The 16,896-nt window shown below is 70.8% G+C and carries 20 protein-coding genes; 9 read left to right on the forward strand and 11 right to left on the reverse strand.

All coding sequences use genetic code 11. The features are described from left to right. Positions 1-32: 32 nt before the first annotated feature. From N2041_RS13405 to N2041_RS13415, 3 genes are all read right to left on the reverse strand, one after another. The gene (locus tag N2041_RS13405; RefSeq protein WP_297679085.1) at positions 33-467 is read right to left on the reverse strand and encodes a type II toxin-antitoxin system VapC family toxin; all 435 of its coding nucleotides are present in this window, start codon (positions 465-467) and stop codon (positions 33-35) included. Further along, a complete protein-coding gene (locus N2041_RS13410; RefSeq protein ID WP_297679086.1) occupies positions 443-697 on the reverse strand; it encodes an Arc family DNA-binding protein in 255 nt (84 codons plus the stop codon). The genes N2041_RS13405 and N2041_RS13410 overlap by 25 nt, the downstream gene beginning before the upstream one ends. A 74-nt stretch (positions 698-771) precedes the next feature. Further along, positions 772-1,182 (reverse strand): hypothetical protein, encoded by a 411-nt coding sequence (locus N2041_RS13415; RefSeq protein WP_297679087.1) that lies wholly within the window; start codon positions 1,180-1,182, stop codon positions 772-774. 116 nt (positions 1,183-1,298) lie between these two features. On the opposite strand from N2041_RS13415, the gene N2041_RS13420 reads away from it, so the two are divergent. Both N2041_RS13420 and N2041_RS13425 read left to right on the forward strand, forming a co-directional pair. Beyond that, positions 1,299-2,468 carry an acyl-CoA dehydrogenase gene (locus N2041_RS13420; RefSeq protein ID WP_297679088.1) on the forward strand — a complete coding sequence of 390 codons (1,170 nt, stop codon included), beginning with the start codon at positions 1,299-1,301 and terminating at the stop codon, positions 2,466-2,468. A 24-nt stretch (positions 2,469-2,492) separates the two neighbouring features. Further along, a complete protein-coding gene (locus tag N2041_RS13425) occupies positions 2,493-3,071 on the forward strand; it encodes a Uma2 family endonuclease (RefSeq protein ID WP_297679089.1) in 579 nt (192 codons plus the stop codon). Between the two features lie 15 nt (positions 3,072-3,086). Here N2041_RS13425 and N2041_RS13430 read toward each other — a convergent pair whose 3' ends face one another. Next, the gene (locus tag N2041_RS13430) at positions 3,087-3,647 is read right to left on the reverse strand and encodes a flavin reductase family protein (RefSeq protein WP_297679090.1); all 561 of its coding nucleotides are present in this window, start codon (positions 3,645-3,647) and stop codon (positions 3,087-3,089) included. Between the two features lie 163 nt (positions 3,648-3,810). Between N2041_RS13430 and N2041_RS14945 the strand changes: the two genes are divergently transcribed. From N2041_RS14945 to N2041_RS13445, 4 genes are read left to right on the forward strand one after another with little or no spacing between them, the layout of a single operon-like run. Beyond that, positions 3,811-3,999, forward strand: a complete 189-nt coding sequence (locus N2041_RS14945) for a variable surface lipoprotein (protein WP_367187734.1) — start codon at positions 3,811-3,813, stop codon at positions 3,997-3,999. 5 nt (positions 4,000-4,004) lie between these two features. Then, positions 4,005-4,823, forward strand: a complete 819-nt coding sequence (locus tag N2041_RS13435) for an ABC transporter substrate-binding protein (RefSeq protein WP_297679103.1) — start codon at positions 4,005-4,007, stop codon at positions 4,821-4,823. Between the two features lie 43 nt (positions 4,824-4,866). Continuing rightward, positions 4,867-5,898 (forward strand): iron ABC transporter permease, encoded by a 1,032-nt coding sequence (locus N2041_RS13440; RefSeq protein ID WP_297679091.1) that lies wholly within the window; start codon positions 4,867-4,869, stop codon positions 5,896-5,898. Then, positions 5,895-6,725 carry an ABC transporter ATP-binding protein gene (locus tag N2041_RS13445; RefSeq protein WP_297679092.1) on the forward strand — a complete coding sequence of 277 codons (831 nt, stop codon included), beginning with the start codon at positions 5,895-5,897 and terminating at the stop codon, positions 6,723-6,725. The genes N2041_RS13440 and N2041_RS13445 overlap by 4 nt, the downstream gene beginning before the upstream one ends. Here the strand turns inward: N2041_RS13445 and N2041_RS13450 are convergent. The 7 genes from N2041_RS13450 to N2041_RS13480 all read right to left on the reverse strand — a co-directional run bounded on the left by N2041_RS13450 (position 6,685) and on the right by N2041_RS13480 (position 12,985). Then, positions 6,685-7,986 carry a hypothetical protein gene (locus N2041_RS13450; protein ID WP_297679093.1) on the reverse strand — a complete coding sequence of 434 codons (1,302 nt, stop codon included), beginning with the start codon at positions 7,984-7,986 and terminating at the stop codon, positions 6,685-6,687. The two genes, N2041_RS13445 and N2041_RS13450, sit on opposite strands and share 41 nt — an antisense overlap. Positions 7,987-8,100: 114 nt before the next feature. Further along, entirely contained in the window at positions 8,101-9,663 is a 1,563-nt protein-coding gene (locus N2041_RS13455; protein ID WP_297679094.1) for a hypothetical protein, read from the reverse strand. A gap of 427 nt (positions 9,664-10,090) precedes the next feature. Next, a complete protein-coding gene (glpX, locus tag N2041_RS13460; RefSeq protein ID WP_297679095.1) occupies positions 10,091-11,077 on the reverse strand; it encodes a class II fructose-bisphosphatase in 987 nt (328 codons plus the stop codon). Then, positions 11,074-11,631 (reverse strand): HD domain-containing protein, encoded by a 558-nt coding sequence (locus N2041_RS13465; protein WP_297679096.1) that lies wholly within the window; start codon positions 11,629-11,631, stop codon positions 11,074-11,076. Before N2041_RS13465 ends, glpX begins: the two co-directional genes overlap by 4 nt. Before the next feature lie 69 nt (positions 11,632-11,700). Next, complete coding sequence (locus N2041_RS13470; RefSeq protein ID WP_297679097.1) at positions 11,701-12,099, reverse strand: MmcQ/YjbR family DNA-binding protein; 399 nt, start codon at positions 12,097-12,099, stop codon at positions 11,701-11,703. Continuing rightward, positions 12,096-12,524 carry a hypothetical protein gene (locus N2041_RS13475; RefSeq protein ID WP_297679098.1) on the reverse strand — a complete coding sequence of 143 codons (429 nt, stop codon included), beginning with the start codon at positions 12,522-12,524 and terminating at the stop codon, positions 12,096-12,098. Before N2041_RS13475 ends, N2041_RS13470 begins: the two co-directional genes overlap by 4 nt. Beyond that, positions 12,521-12,985: a hypothetical protein gene (locus N2041_RS13480; protein WP_297679099.1), complete on the reverse strand. Its 465-nt coding sequence runs from the start codon at positions 12,983-12,985 to the stop codon at positions 12,521-12,523. Before N2041_RS13480 ends, N2041_RS13475 begins: the two co-directional genes overlap by 4 nt. Before the next feature lie 72 nt (positions 12,986-13,057). Here N2041_RS13480 and N2041_RS13485 point away from each other — a divergent pair, with 72 nt between their 5' ends. The 3 genes from N2041_RS13485 (at position 13,058) to N2041_RS13495 (ending at position 16,780) form a co-directional block, all read left to right on the forward strand. Continuing rightward, the gene (locus tag N2041_RS13485; RefSeq protein ID WP_297679100.1) at positions 13,058-14,236 is read left to right on the forward strand and encodes a cysteine desulfurase family protein; all 1,179 of its coding nucleotides are present in this window, start codon (positions 13,058-13,060) and stop codon (positions 14,234-14,236) included. Between the two features lie 32 nt (positions 14,237-14,268). Then, positions 14,269-15,102, forward strand: coding sequence for a hypothetical protein (locus N2041_RS13490; protein ID WP_297679101.1), 834 nt, complete (start codon positions 14,269-14,271; stop codon positions 15,100-15,102). A gap of 118 nt (positions 15,103-15,220) precedes the next feature. Continuing rightward, positions 15,221-16,780 carry a DHA2 family efflux MFS transporter permease subunit gene (locus N2041_RS13495; RefSeq protein ID WP_297679102.1) on the forward strand — a complete coding sequence of 520 codons (1,560 nt, stop codon included), beginning with the start codon at positions 15,221-15,223 and terminating at the stop codon, positions 16,778-16,780. The last annotated feature ends 116 nt before the right edge of the window (positions 16,781-16,896 follow it).

The following is a 16,896-nucleotide window of genomic DNA, read 5'->3' on the forward strand; positions in this document are numbered from 1 at the left end:
CTACGGATGCCGGCCCCTCCGGTCCCTTCCGTTCAGCCCGCCCGCTCCAGCCACGCAGCCGGCGTCACCGCCACGCCCGGGAACTCCGCGAGCACCTGCCGGTCGCCCGTCACCAGCGGCACCCCGAGCTCCCGCGCCGCCGCCACGTACGCGAGGTCGTAGGCCGAACAGCGGGAGGTCGAAACGAGTTCCATGACCGGGCCGGGGTCGATGGGGAGCGTCACGATGAGCCGCTCCGCCGCATCCACCGCCTTCACTGCCTCGTCGAACGTCATCCGGCCTGCGCGCAGGTGGCCCGCACAGATGTTCAGGAACTCGGAAACCCACAGGTTCGGCGCGACCCAGCGCGGTTCCCGTTCGAGCAGCCGCCGGGCCTGCTCCTCGAACGTCGCATCCGCGACCGGGAGCAACAGGTACGCCGGCACCATGACGTCGACGACGATCAGGCCCTGCCCTCCCGCCGCCACGTCTCGAGTTCCTCAGCCGTCGTCAGCCGCCGGCCAGCCCACTTCGCCCGCAGCGCATCCACCTCCGCCAGCAGGTCGTCCCGCGTCGGCCGGCGCTCGCCGGGCTGGCCGCACTCGCCCTCGAGCAGCGCCAGCACCTCCTGGTTCAGGCTCCGCCGGTTCCGCCGGGCGCGCTCCTTCAGCGCCGCGTACAGCTCATCAGGGACGTTCCGAATCGTCAACGTTGCCATGCTGCCAGTATGCCACCATTCCGCTGCCGGCGTGCATGCATCGTGCATGCGCCATGCAGTCACGCTGCCGCGCCTCACCCGCCTGCAGCGAACGCCCGCACCGCCTCCAGCACGCGCCACATCTCCCGGTCCCGTTCGAGCGGCAGCAGCGGCTCCGGCACCTGCACCCCCGCGAACGCCTCCACCACCTCCCGGTGGTCGTCGATGACGAAGTCCGGCCACACCGGGATGCCGAGCTCCCGCAGCCGGTTGTGGTGGTCCGTCAGCGGCTTCCAGAAGCAATCCTCGATGTGCTCGTGCAGCGAAAACCGCCGCACCACCTCCCACCGAGGCCCCATCCCGCTCCACAGGTAGACCGTATGCCCGTCCTCCCGCAGCGCCGCGAACACCTCCCGCACGCCCGGCCGCAGCTTCACGTCCCAGGTGATGATCGTGTTGTCCACGTCGAAAAACACGTTCAGGCGCCGCCGCGCCGCGTTGCTCACTCGCTCATGCCCTCCGCGCGATTCGCCGCCGAATCCTACGCCATTCGCTCACCTGCGCCAGTGCCTACCCTGCGGTAATCTGATGTCCGTAACCCGTCGTCCGCGAGGAGGCCGCCATGGAATTCAAGTTCACCGCCGAGCATGAAGCCCTCCGGAAGGAAGTCCGCGACTTCCTCGCCGGGGCTCTCCCCAACCGCGGCACCGGGCCCGTCCGCCCGACCTCGCAGGAGAACTGGGAAGAACAGCTCGCCTTCAACAAGCAGCTCGCGAAGAAAGGCTGGATCGCCCCGGCCTGGCCGAAGGAATACGGCGGCCTCGGCTGGAGCCACATCAACCAGATGATCTTCAGCGAAGAGCTCTCCTACGCCGGCGCCCCGGATGGCGGCCGCGTCTTCAACGTCGGCATGATCGGCCCCACCCTCATCGTTCACGGCACCCCCGAGCAGAAGGCCGAACACCTCCCGCGCATCACCAACGCCGAAGTCATCTGGTGCCAGGGCTACTCCGAACCGGGCGCCGGCTCCGACCTCGCCAGCCTCCAGACCCGCGCCGTCCGTGACGGCGACGATTACGTCGTCAACGGCCAGAAAATCTGGACCACTGGCGCCCACCACGCCGACTGGTGCTTCCTGCTCGTCCGCACCGACCCCGACGCCCCCAAGCACAAGGGCATCTCCTTCCTCCTCGTCGACATGAAGACGCCGGGCATCACCGTCCGCCCGCTCGTCAACATGGCCGGCTACCATGAGTTCAACGAAGTCTTCTTCGAAGACGTCCGCGTCCCGGTCCGCAACCGCGTCGGCGAAGAGAACCGCGGCTGGTACGTCGCGATGACGCTGCTCGACTTCGAGCGCTCAAACGTCGCCTCCATCGCCGCCAACCAGCGCCAGCTCGAGCTCCTCATGCAGCTCTGGCGCGAACGCCGCACCGGCGAAGCCTACCGCGACGTCCTCCGCCACCGCCTCGCCGACCTCTGGGTCGCGAACGAAACCGGCCGGCTCCTCGCCTACCGCATCGCCTGGATGCAGGAGGCGGGCCGCATCCCGAACTACGAGGCCTCCGTCATCAAAGTCTTCGCCACCGAGCTCGCGCAGCGCATCACCAACTTCGGCGTCAACCTCTTCGGGCCCGCCGGCGCGCTCGAGCCCGATTCGAAATACGCCGTCGCCAACGGCGTCTTCGAAAAAGGCCACCTCGTCAACGTCGCGCCGACCATCTACAGCGGCTCGAGCGAAATCCAGCGGAACATCATCGCGCAGCGCGGCCTCGGCCTCCCGCGCGACTGAGCCTGCCGCTGGTATCATCGCGGCATGAGCGCCCAGCCCGGCCCGGCGCCGGCCCTGCTCACGGCCGACGAGTTCTGGCAGCTTCCCGACCCGCCCCACGGCGGCCGTCTCGAACTGGTCGAAGGGAGGGTCGTCGAGCACATGCCCGTCGGAGAGCGGCACGGCGCCATCGCCGCTGAACTCGTCAGCGTCATCCGCAACTTCATCAAACCGCACGGGCTCGGCCGCGTCGACGTCGAAACCGGCTTTCGCGTCGCAGCCCGTCCCGATACGGTCCTCGCCCCTGACGTCGCATGGCGCGCCGCGGAGCGCGTGAATGCGCCGCTCTCTGACCGTTACGTCGAAGGCGCGCCGACGCTCGCCATCGAAATCATGTCCCCGGAAGACCGCGAAGCCGACGTCGCGCGCAAGATCGAGCTCTACCTCGACGGCGGCGCCGAGCGCGTCTGGATCGTCCGGCCCCAGAACCGGACGGTCACGGTCCACCGGCCGGGCGGCGATGCTCACACCTACAGCGCCCGCGACACCCTCACGTCCGAGGACGCGGCGTTCCCCGTCCCCGGCTTCGAACTCCCCCTCGCCGAGCTCTTCGCCGAAGCCTGACGCTGCGCCGCCAGCCTACCCGGCGTACTCCCAGCCGAGGTCCCGCTCGATCAGCATCTCACCCGGCCGCAGCCGCTCCCCGTCCACGCACTCGCCGATCACCAGCGTGTGGTCGCCGACCGGGAAGAACTCCACCGCGTTGCAGGCGATCCACCCGAGCGCCTGGTCCAGCACCGGGCAGCCGTTCTCGTGCAGGCCATAGGGAATGCCCGCCAGCTTGTCGATGACCTGCTTCGCCATCTCCTCCGGCCGCCCGCGCACCTTTTTCGCCTCCGACGGCATCACGACCTTCCGTGCGATGTGAATGCCGTCCTTCTCGTGCAGCAGGTTCACCGTGAACGCGCCCGTCTCCCGGATGAACCGCAGCGTTCGCGCGTCGTTTTCAATCGAAACCGCGAGCAGCCGCGGCCGGAACGACACCTGCATCACCCAGTCCGCCAGCATCGCGTTCAATGTCCCATCGGCCGCCCGCGACCCGATGACGTGAACCCCGTACGAAAGCGCCAGCAGCGCCTTCTCGACGCCCTCCAGCTCTTTCGGCGAACCCGGCAACGACGGCAGCGGCGGATGCGACACGCGGACAGCTCCTCTGCGAATTCGAATTCATGGTCGCACACCGGCAGGCATCGCGCAGTCAGCCCCGCCGGCCCGCCTTTCCCTCCCCGTGACGGGACGCCAACGCTCGGTATACTGGTTCAAAGTTCCCCATCTCGCACCGAATGAGGAAGGTCTTGAAGAAATGAAAGGTTCCCTCCGACGCCTCCTGCTCCTCGGCGCCGTCGCCTCCCTCGCGGCCAGCGCCCTCGTCGCCGCGGCCTGCGGCGGCGACGATGACGACACCGCCGCCACGGCGACCCCCCCCCCGGCGAAACGGCAACCGCTGCCCCCGCGTCGCCCTCCCCGGCTGCCGCCTACCCCGTCACCGTGACCGACATGCTCGGCCGCAAGGTCGAAATCAAGGCCGAGCCGAAGACCATCGTCGCCGTCAGCCCCACCGCCGTCGAACTCGTCTACGCCGCCGGCAAGACCGTCGCCGGCCGGCCCTCCACCGCGAACTACCCGCCGGAAGCCCAGTCCGCCCAGGCGGTCGGCACCGCCTACCAGCCCAACCTCGAGGCCATCCTCGCCCTCAAGCCCGACCTCGTCATCGCCGACTCCGTCATCCACGCCCAGCCGGCGCTTCGCCAGCCGCTCGAGGGCCTGCCCGTCCCGGTCATCTTCGCCGGCGCAAATAGCTACAAGCAGGTGCTCGATGCCCTCCGCCTCGTCGGCACGGCCCTCAACGCGACCGCGACCACCGACAAGGTCATCGCCGACATCGAAAAGTCGCTCGCCGACGCCCGGAAGGCGCTCGAAGGCAAAAAGGTCTCCGCCGTCGCCATCCTCTCCGACCGCGACCAGACGCTCTACGCCGCCAAGAGCACCAGCTACACCGGCGATATCCTCAAGGAGCTCGGCATCACCAACCCGGCCGATGCGCTGCCGGATGCCGGCCCCTTCCCCGGCTACGCCACCATTGCCCCCGAAAAGCTGGTCGAATTCAACCCGGACTACATCTTCGCCATCACCCCCGCCCCGCCGCCCGCGCCGCGGCTCGCCAACCTCATCCCGACCATCCCGCCCTTCCGCGGCCTGAAGGCGGTCACCAGCAACCACGTCGTCGATTCCGACGTCGAACTCTTCGTCCAGGCGCCCGGGCCGCGCGTGAAGCTCGCCTTCGAAGCCGTCGCGAAGGCCGTCTCGGGTCAGTAGCCGACGCGGGCGCCAGCCTCCCGGCCGCCGTACGATGGCGAACATGGCCGCCCCCACCGCAAGCTCCGCCGGGAGCGCCCCGCCGCGGGCGCTCCCGGGTACCGCGTGGCGCCCGCTCGCCATCCTCGCCATCGGCCTCCTCGTCCTCGCGGCTGCCGGCTACGCCAGCCTCATGTTCGGCGCGGTCCGGCTTAGCCCCGGCGACGTCTGGTCCGGCCTCACCTCCGCCGATGACGTCTTCGCGCGCAACGTCGTCTGGCAGATCCGCTACCCCCGCCTCCTCGATGCCATGATCGTCGGGGCCGGCCTCGCCGTGGCCGGCGCCCTCCTCCAGGGCGTCACCCGCAACCCCCTCGCCGACCCCACCATCCTCGGCGTCACCGCCGCCTGCGGCCTCGCCAGCGCCAGCCTCATCGTCTACGACCCGCAGTCGCCCCAGTGGGCGATCGCCATCGCCTGCGTTGTCGGCGGCCTCGTCGGCGCCGGCGTCCTCTACGTCATCGCCTGGCGCGGCGCCGTCTCCCCGCTCCGCCTCACCCTCGCCGGCGTCGCCCTCTCCGCCTTCTTCGGCGCCGCCATCGTCGGCCTCCTCGCCAGCTCCCGCACCTTCCTCCAGACGAGCCTCGGCTTCCTCGCGGGCGGCCTCTACGGCTCCGAATGGCGCGACCTTTGGGCCGCCCTCCCCTGGTTCGCCGGCGGTCTCCTCGCGGCCGTCGCCCTCGCCGGCCGGCTCAACATCCTCGCCCTCGGCGACGACGTCGCCGCCGGCCTCGGCCTCCTCACCGACCGCACCCGCCTGCTCGTCCTCGCCTGCGTCGGCGTCCTCACTGCCGCTGCCGTCTCCATCGCCGGCCTCGTCAGCTTCGTCGGCCTGGTCTGCCCCCATATCGCCCGCTACACCATCGGCCACGACAACCGCCTCGTCATCCCGTTCAGCGCGCTCTACGGCGCCATCCTCGTCGTCCTCGCCGACCTCGGCGCGCGCCTCATCATCCAGCCCGCCGAAGTCCCGATGGGCATCATCACCGCCGCTATCGGCGCTCCCTTCCTGCTCTACCTGGTCCGCTTCCGATGAACCTCGCCGTCGAACGCCTCACCCTCGCCCACGGCCGCCGCGATGTCGTCCGCGACGTCTCCTTCGACATCGTCGCCGGCGAGATGGTCGCCATCCTCGGCCCGAACGGGAGCGGCAAGAGCACCCTTCTCCGCGGCATGGCCCGTCTCCACCCCCCGCGCAGCGGCCGCGTCCTCCTCGACGGCCGCGACATCCGCGCGATGAACTCCCGCCACGTCGCCCGCGTCCTCGCCATCCTCCCCCAGGCCCCGTCCTCCGGCCTCGACCTCACCGTCCGCGAACTCGCCTTCCGCGGCCGCTACCCCCACCAGGGCTTCCTCCAGCGCGTCACCCGCCACGATATCGAGGCCGTCGAATGGGCCCTCGAAGCCACCGACGCCCTCGCCCTTGCCGACCGCCCCCTCGCGGCGCTCTCCGGCGGCGAACGCCAGCGCGCGTGGATCGCCATGGCCCTCGCCCAGGAGCCCCGCATCCTCCTCCTCGATGAGCCGACCACGTTCCTCGATGTCGCGCACCAGGTCGAGGTCATGCACCTCCTCCGCCGGCTCAATGCCCGCGGCATCACCATCGTCGCTGTCCTCCACGACCTCGCCCTCGCCGGCCGCTTCACCAGCCGCATCATCGCCATCCGCGACGGCCAGGTCGCCTTCGATGGTCCCCCGTCCGCCGTCCTCGACCCGGAGGCGCTCGAGCGCGTCTTCGGCGTTCCCATGCTCGTCCTGCCCGACCCCGATACCGGCCTCCCCATCCCCATCCCGCGGCCGGACCCCGCCCTCTGCCCCGCCGCTACCCCTGCGCCCGCGCCAGCCCCCCGCGGATCCGGCTAAACAGCGCGCGGTAGTCGTCGAGCTCGGCCCGGCCGAACCCGAACACCCCCGCCGGCCCAATCCCCTCCTGCCGCATGAACACGGCTAGCCCGCCGAGAATCGCCAGGCTGTAGGCCAGCGCGCTCGCCAGCGCCGCCCCGTCCACCCCCATCCGCGGCACCAGCATGAACGCAAACGCCATGTCCAGCGCCAGCCCGGCACCCGCCACCACCGCTGACACCCACGGCAGCCCCCGCTGATATGTGTAGAACCCCGAGAACGACTGCGCCAGCCCGTACAGCAGCACCCCCGGCAGGATGAACCGCAGCGCCGATGCCATCCCGTCGTACTTCGGGAACACCACCGCCTCGATCGTCCACGACGCTGCGAACAGCCCCCCGCAGATCACCCCCAGCAGCACCACCGTGTGCCGCATCACCCGCGCCGTCAGCGCCGCCGCTTCCGGCCGCGAAAGCGACCCCACCCGCGCGTACGTCGCCAGCGCCAGCGACCCGCTCACCTGCCATACCGACTCCGCCAGGTACACCGCCAGCGAGTACACCGCCACGCCCTCTTCGCCCTCGAAATGCCGCACGACGAACAGGTCCGCGCGGTAGTTCAGGTACGAAATCCCGCTCGCCACCCCGGCCAGCAGCGCGAACCGCCCGATCGCGGCCGCCATCGCCGCCTCCAGCCGCGCGCCCCACAGCCCGCTCGCCCCGCCTGAGAGCAGCAAGACCGCGATCGCGCCCCACCAGCCGGCGGCGTACGCCCACAGCGCTGCCGAAGGTGTCCGCTGCCCGAACACGAAAAACGCCGCCGCGATCGCCGCCAGCGCGAACAGCGGCGGGAACACCAGCGCCAGGTTGTACCGCACGAACGCCTCCCGCCCGAGGAACACCCCCGCCACCACGCTGTTCACCACCACCGCCGCGCAGGCCGTCCCCACCGCCAGCGCCTCCTGCCGCGCCTCCCCGGCGAACCAGCTCCCGGCGACGAGCCCGCCGGCGATGGCCAGCAGCCCCAGCCCCCCGCCCAGCACCCCGCCGTTCGCCAGCGCCTCGCCCGGCCGCCGCCGCCGGTTCGCGACCTGGTACGCCGTCGCCGCCGTCAGCCCGCCTGTCGCCGCGTTCACGATGCCCACGAACGTCAGGCCCAGCACGAACCGTCCGTAGTCGCCCTTCTCCAGCTCGTACGAGCAGAGCGCGACCAGCCCCAGCGCCGCCACCAGGTTCAGCCCGCGGAAGAACAGCGCAACGATCCCGCCGAACGCAATCGACACCGCACCCCATGGTACGGCCGCCCCGTCCTCCGGCGAACCCGCGCCCTTCCCCAAAACGAACCGGCGCCCGCATCACTGCAGGCGCCGGCGTCATAGGGCCTGATTCAGCCGGGGCTAGTTGCTGAAGGCGTTGTACAGGCCGTCGTTGTCGCCCAGGTTCAGGTCGTTCGTCGCGTTCGCGATGACCACGATCGGCCGGTCCGACGTGATCGTCATGCCGCCCCAGAAGCAGGCCGGCGGCGTCGGGCCGAGCCCCGTATCCGTCTCCGCATTCTGGTAGAAGATGAACGAGCCGGTGATCGTCTTCGTCGTGGTATAGGTGCCCGGGGCGTTGCAGCCCGGCGCAGTGTTCGAAGTGTCGTTGATGGCCGTGATCGTCACATTCGCCGTGCCGCCGTCGGCCACGCTCACGCTCACCCACGTGTTGTAGCCGCTGAAGCTCCCGGTCTTGTACGCCCGGCGGAAGATGAGCGGCAGCTTCGCGGTCGTCGTCGCCTTGTTGACCGGGATGCCGTTCACCGCCGTGTACAGGTCCTCATCCACGAAGCTGCCGGGCGCCGTCATCTTCGAGCGGAACAGCACCGCCGCGATCGGCTGGCTCGACGTAATCGTCGCCGCGCCCACGAAGCCCTCGGGGATGCCGCCCACCGTCTCGTAGACGCTGTGGCTCGCCGTCCCGTTCGCCGGGATGTTCAGGTTCACCGTGTACGTGCCCGTGTTGCCGACGTACGTGATCGTCGCCGTCGCCGCCGTCGGGTTCGGGTTCGAAAGCAGGTACTGGGTGTAGAAGCCGTCCAGCTTGATCGCCAGCGGCATCGAAATCTGCGTGCCCAGGTCGCTCGCGCTCGCCGGCTCCACGATGAAGCCGTCGTACGAGGCCAGCTTCCGCAGCCCGCCGCTCAGGTAGGCGTCGACCGCCACCGTGATCGTCGAGCTCGAGGTCTGGAGCGTCGCCGCCATCAGCCGGTTCTGCGTCGAAGCCGGCATCGGGATAGCGCCGTCCACGCTGTTCGGCGCGAAGGCAATTTGGCCGCCCACCGGGATCCGGTAGCCGCCGCCCGAGCACGCCAGCGAGCCCGAGCCGCTATCCACCACCGGCGGCTGCGCCGTCCCCGGGAACGCATACGTAATCGTCACGCACGCCTCGGCGTTGCCCGTGTTCGCGATTGCGAAGCGCGTGTTGTACAGCCCGTTCAGCGCATTCGCCACATACGGCAGCGTCACCTTCGTCCCGCCCGTCGCGTACGCGTTGTGAATCGAGTACGACTTCGCGTAGTTGACGTTCGATTCGATGTCGCGCACCAGCAGCGCGTTGATCGGCTGGTCGCTCGAAATCACGCCCACGCCGCGGAAGCCGGGCGTCAGGCCCGTGTTGATCGCCTGCGCGAACACCCGGGTGCCGCCCGGCGGCACGTTGCTGTACGCGACCGTCGCCGACGGGATCAGCACGCCGCCCGGCGTGTAGATGTCCATCACGATCGTCGCCGGGGCCGTCCCGTTGTTCTGCGCGATCGTGCTGGTGTTCTCCTTGCTGTTCGGCAGCAGCGCCGGCAGCACCGCCACGTGGTCGAACCCGCGGCCCTCCACTGCCTGCTGCCCCTGCCCCGGCATGCTCCCGGCCGAAGCCGAGGCCACCGGGATGATCGTCAGCGCCCCGAGCACGAGCCCGAGCGCCATGCGTCGAAGGGATCTACGCTCCATATGGCATCTCCTCATCTCCCGGCAGTGTAGGAATCGCGCAGAAATAGGGTCAACGAATTCTCCGGCGCTTCTGGCCGGTGCCGTGTAAACGGTCTGTAACTTTTGCCGGCCGCTTCCCGGCCCTCAACCCCACTGGTTGAGCGCCTGGAAGACCAGCACGATGGCCGCTGCGCCGCCGACCATCAACAGCACGAGCTTCGTCCCGTTCACGCGGCTAGTCTCGCACGAAACCGGCTAACGCGGGGAAGAATCGGGTAAGCACCTCAACAATTCCTCCCGCGCCCGCCGCAGCCGCGGCCCGGCCCCGGCGAAACCTGCCGCAGTCTCGGCCCCCGCTGCGTCACCTGCTGTCGCATTCCGGCCCGCGGCGGAAAATTCGCCGCAGCCTCCGAGACGCCCGGCCTCAGCCGCCGTTGTTCATCCCCTGCAGCTTCCGCCAGTGGTGCTCCGCCCGGATCCGCCGGATCGTCCCCGAGCGCGACCGCATCACCAGCGACTCGCTCACCGCGCCCCGCGGCGTGAACTCCACCCCCGCGAGCAGCTCGCCGCCCGTCACGCCCGTCGCCGCGAAGAATACGTCGTCGCTCTGCACGAGGTCGTCGATCGTCAGCACCCGGTCGAGGTCGAGCCCCAGCTCCTTCGCCATCCGCCGGTCATCCTCGTCCCGCGCCCAGAGCCGGCCCTGGAAATCCCCTTCCAGGCACTTCAGGGCCGCCGCTGCGATCACGCCCTCCGGCGAGCCGCCGATGCCCAGCATCACGTCCACGCCCGAGCCCGCGATGCCCGTCGAAATCGCCGCCGGCGCGTCGCCGTCCGTGATGAACTTGATCCGCGCGCCGGCCGCCCGCACCTGGTCCGCGATCTCCGTGTTCCGGTCCCGGTCGAGGATGATCACCGTCAGCTCCTCGACCGGCATCCCCTTCGCCTTCGCCACCTGCTCGAGGTTCCACTGCACCGGCGCCGAGAGGTCGATGCACCCCTTCGCCTCCGGCCCCACCGCGATCTTCTCCATATAAAAGATGTCCTTCGGGCTGTAGAGCGTCCCCCGCGGCGCGCAGGCGATGACGCTCACCGCGCCCGGCCGCCCCATCGCCGTCAGCCGCGTGCCCTCCAGCGGGTCCACCGCCACGTCCATCTGCGGCCCCTTCCCGTTGCCCACCCGCTCGCCGTTGTAGAGCATCGGCGCCTGGTCCTTCTCGCCTTCCCCGATGACGATCACGCCGTCCATCGCCACCGTGTCCAGCATCAGCCGCATCGCGTCCACCGCCGCCTTGTCCGCGCCGTTCTTGTCGCCGCGCCCCATCCAGCGCGCCGCCGCCAGCGCCGCTGCCTCCGTGACGCGCACCATCTCCATCCCGATGTTCCGGTCCGGGATCTGTTCAGCCCTCATGGATTCACCCCCAGCTTGTGTGCCACCGGTTTCAACGCCTCCGTCACGAACCGGATGTGCTCGTCCAGCTCGACGCCGAGGTCGCGCGCCCCGTTGATGAGATCCTCGCGCCGCACGCTCCGCGCGAACGCCTTGTCCTTCATCTTCTTGCGCACCGACGCCGGGTCGACCTCCGAAAGCGACTTCCCCGGCTTCACCAGCGCGCACGCGATGACGAACCCGCTCAGCTCATCACAGGCGTAAATCGCCCGGTCCATCGTAGAGCGGTACTCCAGCCCGAGGAACGGCGCGTGGCACAGGATCGCGTACCGGATATCTTCCGGCACGCCGCGCGCCGCCAGCAGCTTCGACCCCTCCATCGGGTGCAGCTCCTCCGTCGGGTGGATCTCCCAGTCGAAGTCGTGCAGCAGCCCGACGATGCCCCACGTCTCCTCGTCCTCGTGCAGCAGCCGCGCGTAGGCCTGCATCACCGCCTCGACGGCGAGGCCGTGCTTGCGGGTCCGCTCCTCCTGCGCGTACTCGGTCAAAATCTGCCAGGCGTCTTCCCGGTGCATCCGGCGCCCCCCGGCGTGAACTTCGCGGGCATTATCGCCATCCCCGCGCCAACGGACCAAACCTCGCGGTTACGCTCGGCGCCGGCCGCTCGCGCGCGCCAGCTCCACTGCCAGCGCCAGCAGCCCGCCGATTGCCTCCCAGTCGCAGTCCGTGTCGAGGTACGCCCCCACCCAGCCGCGGTGCCCCACATACGGCGGCCGGAAGTACCGGCCCGGCTGCGCCGCCGTCAGCGCCTCCTGCGCGCCGGGCGCCGCCGCAATCCACACCGCCACCCGGTCGTCGTGGTGCCGGTCCGCGAACATCGCCACCTGCCGCCCGCCCCGCACGAACCACGCCGCCTCGCCGTGGCTCAGCCGCTCCTCCACGTCCTCGAAGCCCGCCAGCGCCTCCCGCACCCGCCGCCGCCCCTCCTCCGCGGACCGGTCCAGGTCACTCGCGCGCTCACTGCCAACTCCGTCCTCCCTCATTCCTCCTCCCTGCTCCCCGCTTCCACCACCGCGAACCCGCGCACGCTCGGCTGCCCTTCTTCGTTGATGATCGCGAGTTCGAGGTCGGCCCGCTGCGCGCCGTCCTCCTCGTACACGCGCACGACCCTGCCCGCGATGACCACCGGCCGCCCCACGAGGTCCGGCCGCCGGTGCGCCGCCCGCACCTGCCGCACCCACCCCCGGCCGCCGAGCCACCCCTCTACCGCCCGGTAGAGCAGCCCCACCTTCAGCGGCCCGGGCACGATCGTCCCCGGCATGCCGTGCGCCCGCGCCGCCGCTTCGTCGTAGAAGAAAGGCGGGAACGCCCACTGCAGCGCGCAATACCGAATGACCTGCCCCTGGTCCGGCCGCAGCTCGACCGGCCCCAGCTCCTCGCCTTCCCGGAACAGCGGCGCCCCGCTCACTCCTCGCCTCCGCCCGCCGCTTCCGCGGCCGAATACTGCGTCATCGTCCGGCCGCTCCGCGCCGCCAGCCGCCCCGCTGCGTCGTAGAAGGCCGTCTCCGAAAGCACGTCGATGCTGTAGCCGAACCGCCCGCCGAACCGCTCCCGCACGTCGGTCACCCGGTGCACCATCTCCAGCCACTCGCCCATCCGCAGCGGCCGCTCGAAGCTCCACTCGTTCGCGATGAGCAGCGAATTCGGCAGCAGGTCCGGGAACGCCGGCGCCTCCGATTCCGACTCCAGCCCCGTGATGACGTAGCCCGGCACCGGTTCCCCCTCCGCCGGCACCCGCGCCGGCGGCCCGCCCGCGTACACCTCGTGCGCCCGCCGGAACGCCCGCGCCGTCACCTGCACCCGGCCCAGCCGCGTCTCCCGGCCCGCCAGCGCCCGCACCTCGTCCGTCAGCAGCGATTCCTCCGGCATCGCCGAAAGCCTGCACGTGCGCCCGCCCGCCCGTCAATCGCCTCCGCCCTCTGCTACGCTGAAAGCCGCCGCATGATCTACCTCGACTACGCCGCGACCAGCCCGCTGCGGCCCGCCGCCCGCGAGGCGATGGCCCCCTTCCTCGATGTCCGCTTCGGCAATCCCAGCGGCCTCTACGCCATCGGCCGCGATGCCCAGCAGGCGCTCGATGACGCACGCGCCGCCGTCGCCGCCCGCCTCGGCGCCCGCCCGTCCGAAATCATCTTCACCAGCGGCGCCACCGAAAGCATCAACACCGCCCTCTTCGGCATCAGCTACGCGCTCCGCCGCGCCGGCGCCGGCAGCCACATCATCACCAGCGCCATCGAGCACCACGCCGGCCTCCACGCCGCCGCCTTCCTCGAAGAGCTCGGCTTCGACGTCACCACCATCGGCTGCGACGCCGCCGGCCGCGTCTCCCTCGGCGAGCTCGAACGCGCCGTCCGCCCGGGCACCATCCTCGTCAGCGTCATGCTCGCCAACAACGAAGTCGGCACCATCCAGCCGATCGCCGAGATCGCCGCCCTGCTCCGCCGCCGCGCCGCCCCCGGCGGTCACCGGGTCATCCTCCACACCGACGCCGTCCAGGCCCCTGCCTGGCTGCCCATCGACGTCGAAGCGCTCGGCGTCGATGCCCTCTCGCTCTCGGCCCACAAATTCGGCGGCCCCAAGGGCACCGGCATCCTCTACCTCCGGCGCGCTACCCCCTTCCATCCCCTCCTCCTCGGCGGCGGGCAGGAGATGCACAAGCGCGCCGGCACCGAAAACGTCGCCGGCATCGTCGGCGCGGCTGCCGCCCTCGAAGCCGCCGCCTCCGGCACCCGCGAGCGCTCAGCCCGCGTCCTCGCCCTTCGCAACCGCCTGCGCGACGGCATCCTCGCCGCCGTCCCCGACGTCCAGGTCAACGGCTGCCAGGTCGACTGCCTCCCCAACATCCTCAACGTCGCCTTCGGCGGCCTCGAAAGTGACGCGCTCGTCGCCGCCCTCGACGAGCGCGGCGTCGCCGTCAGCTCCGGCAGCGCCTGCAGCAGCTCCACCTGGGAGCCGTCGCACGTCCTCATGGCGATGGGCGTCCCCATCCGCCGCGCCGTCGGCAGCATCCGCTTCTCCCTCGGCGAAGCCACGACCGAGGCCGAGATCGACGCCGTCCTCGCGCTCCTTCCCGGCGCGGTCGACGTCGCCCGCAGGCAGTTCGCCGGCGCCCGCACCTGACCCTTGGCAGGCCGCACCCTACACTCGAACCGGTGAACGTCGAGGCCCTGCCCTACACTCTCCTCATCATCCTCACCGAGCTCACCATCGGCAGCCTCTGGGTCACCCTCGCCAGCGACCTCCGCGGGGGCGTCACCCGCGGCTTCGTCCTTACCATGGCGCTCTGCATCGCCATCGCCGGCATCCTGGCCCTCTGGACCGCTTCCTCGCTCGCCATCGGCCCCGAGGTCGATGGCTACCCCATCGACCCGGACCCCTTCCCCCGCTTCCGCACCGCCTTGCTGGTCGTCACCATCACGGCCGCGATCTACATGTTCGCCGTGTTCATGGGCTGGGACCCGCTCGGGCGCATCGCCGGCATCGTCGGCTCGGTCGCAGGCCTCGCCGCCGTCGTCCTCCTCTCCATCATGTTCGCCCCGCCGACCTGGGGGTATCCCGCCATCTTCCTCGGCCTCTTCGCCGGCACCCTCGCCCTCGGCGCCGTCTCCGTCGCCATGACGTGGGGCCACTGGTACCTCACCGAAGGCGCCCTGCCCGCCTGGCCCCTGCGCGACCTCTGCCTCATCCTCCTGGGCGCCCACGCCCTCCAGGTGCTCGTCCTCGCGGTGAACCTCATCGTGCCCGTCCGCGAAGTCCCGCTCCCGGCCAACCCCGTCGAGGTCGGCCTCTTCCAGAACCCGGTGCTCTACCTCCGTATCGGCGTCGGCCTCGTCTTTCCGATCATCCTCGCCTACCTCGCCTACCGGACCACCCGCATCCGCGCCATGCAGAGCGCCACCGGCCTCCTCTACATCGCCATGGGCGCCGTCTTCGTCGGCGAAGTCCTCGCCAAGGGCCTCATGTTCCTCACCGCCCGCCCCACCTGACTCCCGCCTCCCGCTTCCCGGTTCCCGTCTCCCGCCTCCCCCTTGCCAAGGACACCCGAGCTTTCTATAGTCCGTTGCACGAAACAACGGATCGGTGCGGCGGTCCCCGGAGGCACCCATGCCCGCCCGAACCTCTGCTCCCTCGAAGTGGCTCACCCTCCTCGCCGCCTGCGTCGGCCTCGCCATGCTGATGGTCGACACCTTCATCGTGAACGTCGCCTTCCCCGCCATCGGCCGCGACCTCGGCGCCTCCCTCAGCGCCGCCGAATGGACCGTCTCCGGCTACGTCCTCATGACCGGCGTCTTCCCCCTCGCCATGGGCCGCCTCGGCGACATGTTCGGGCGGGACCGGGTCTACCTCGCGGGGCTGGCCGGGTTCGTGCTCACCTCAGGGCTCTGCGGCCTCGCGCCCGGCATCGAAGCCCTCATCCTCTTCCGCATCCTCCAGGGCATCGCCGCCGCCGTCATGATGCCGCTCACCCTCTCCATCGTGACCGCCGCCTTCCCGCCGGAGCAGCGCGGCCTCGCCATCGGCATCTGGGGCGGCGTCTCCGGGCTCGGCCTCATCGCCGGCCCCATCCTCGGCGGCCTCCTCGTCACCGGCGACGAGTGGCGCTGGATCTTCCTCATCAACCTCCCGATCGGGCTCGCTGCCGTCCTCTTCGCCATCCTCTGGATTCCCCCGACGCGCGACCCCGCGGCGCCCCGCACCATCGACTGGGCCGGCCTCGCGGTGCTCTCCGGCGGCCTGCTCCTCATTCTCTTCGGCGTCAACCGCGGCAACGACCTCGGCTGGGCCTCGCCCGCCATCCTCGCCTGCTTCGCCGCCGGCGCGCTCCTCCTCGCCGCCTTCCCCGCCATCGAACGCCGCAGCCGCGCGCCGCTCGTCGACCTCGCGCTTTTCCGCAGCGGCCCCTTCGTGATGGCCTCGCTCAGCGCGTTCCTCTTCTCTGCGGCGGTCTTCGGCTCGCAGCCCTACGCCAGCCTGTTCATGCAGAACTACCTCGGCCTCACGCCGCTGCAGGGCGGCCTCGCGTTCCTCCCCGCTACCGGCCTCGTCGCCGCCCTCATGCCCGTCTCCGGCATCCTCGGCCAGCGGCTCGGCCACCGCATCCGGCTCATCATCATCGCCGGCTCCCTGTCCGTGGGCCTCTCCTTCGTCTACCTCCTCCAGCTCGATACCTCCAGCCGCTACCTCGATGGCCTGCTGCCGGCCTTCATCCTGCGCGGCCTCGGCATCGGGCTGGTCATCTCCGCCACCTCCTACGCCGTCGTCAGCTCATTGCCCGTCGCGAAATCCGGCCTCGCTTCCGGCGCGCTGACGATGGCCCGGAACATCGGCACCTCCGCCGGCGTCGCCGTCTTCGGCGCCGTCTATCTCCGCAGCATCGAAACCATCCTCCCGCCGCGCCTCGCGGACGCCGGCATCGAACCCGGGCTCGCCGCCGCGCTCACCGGCAGCGCCACCCGGTTCGTCCCCGCCCCGGCCGAACCGGCAGCGGCCGTGACCGCCGGCGGCATCGTCGATGCCTACATCGTCCTCGCCTTCGTGGGCATCGGCATCTCCGCGCTCGCCATCGCCGCGGCCGCCCTCATCCGCCCCCGGCCCGCTGCCGCGCCGCTCCCGGCTGCCGGCGCCGCTCCCGTTCGCCCTGCCTCCCCCGGCCTCGGCAGCTGAGCCCCGGCCGCCCCCGATTTCTCCCGCCTCCCGCCAACCGCTTCCCGCTTCCCGCCTCCCGCCTCCCGCCTCCCGCCTCCCGCCTCCCGCCTCCCGCCTCCCGCCCCCCGCCTCCC

Origin of the sequence: Tepidiforma sp. (assembly GCF_026419595.1) — a bacterium.
GTDB lineage: Bacteria > Chloroflexota > Dehalococcoidia > Tepidiformales > Tepidiformaceae > Tepidiforma.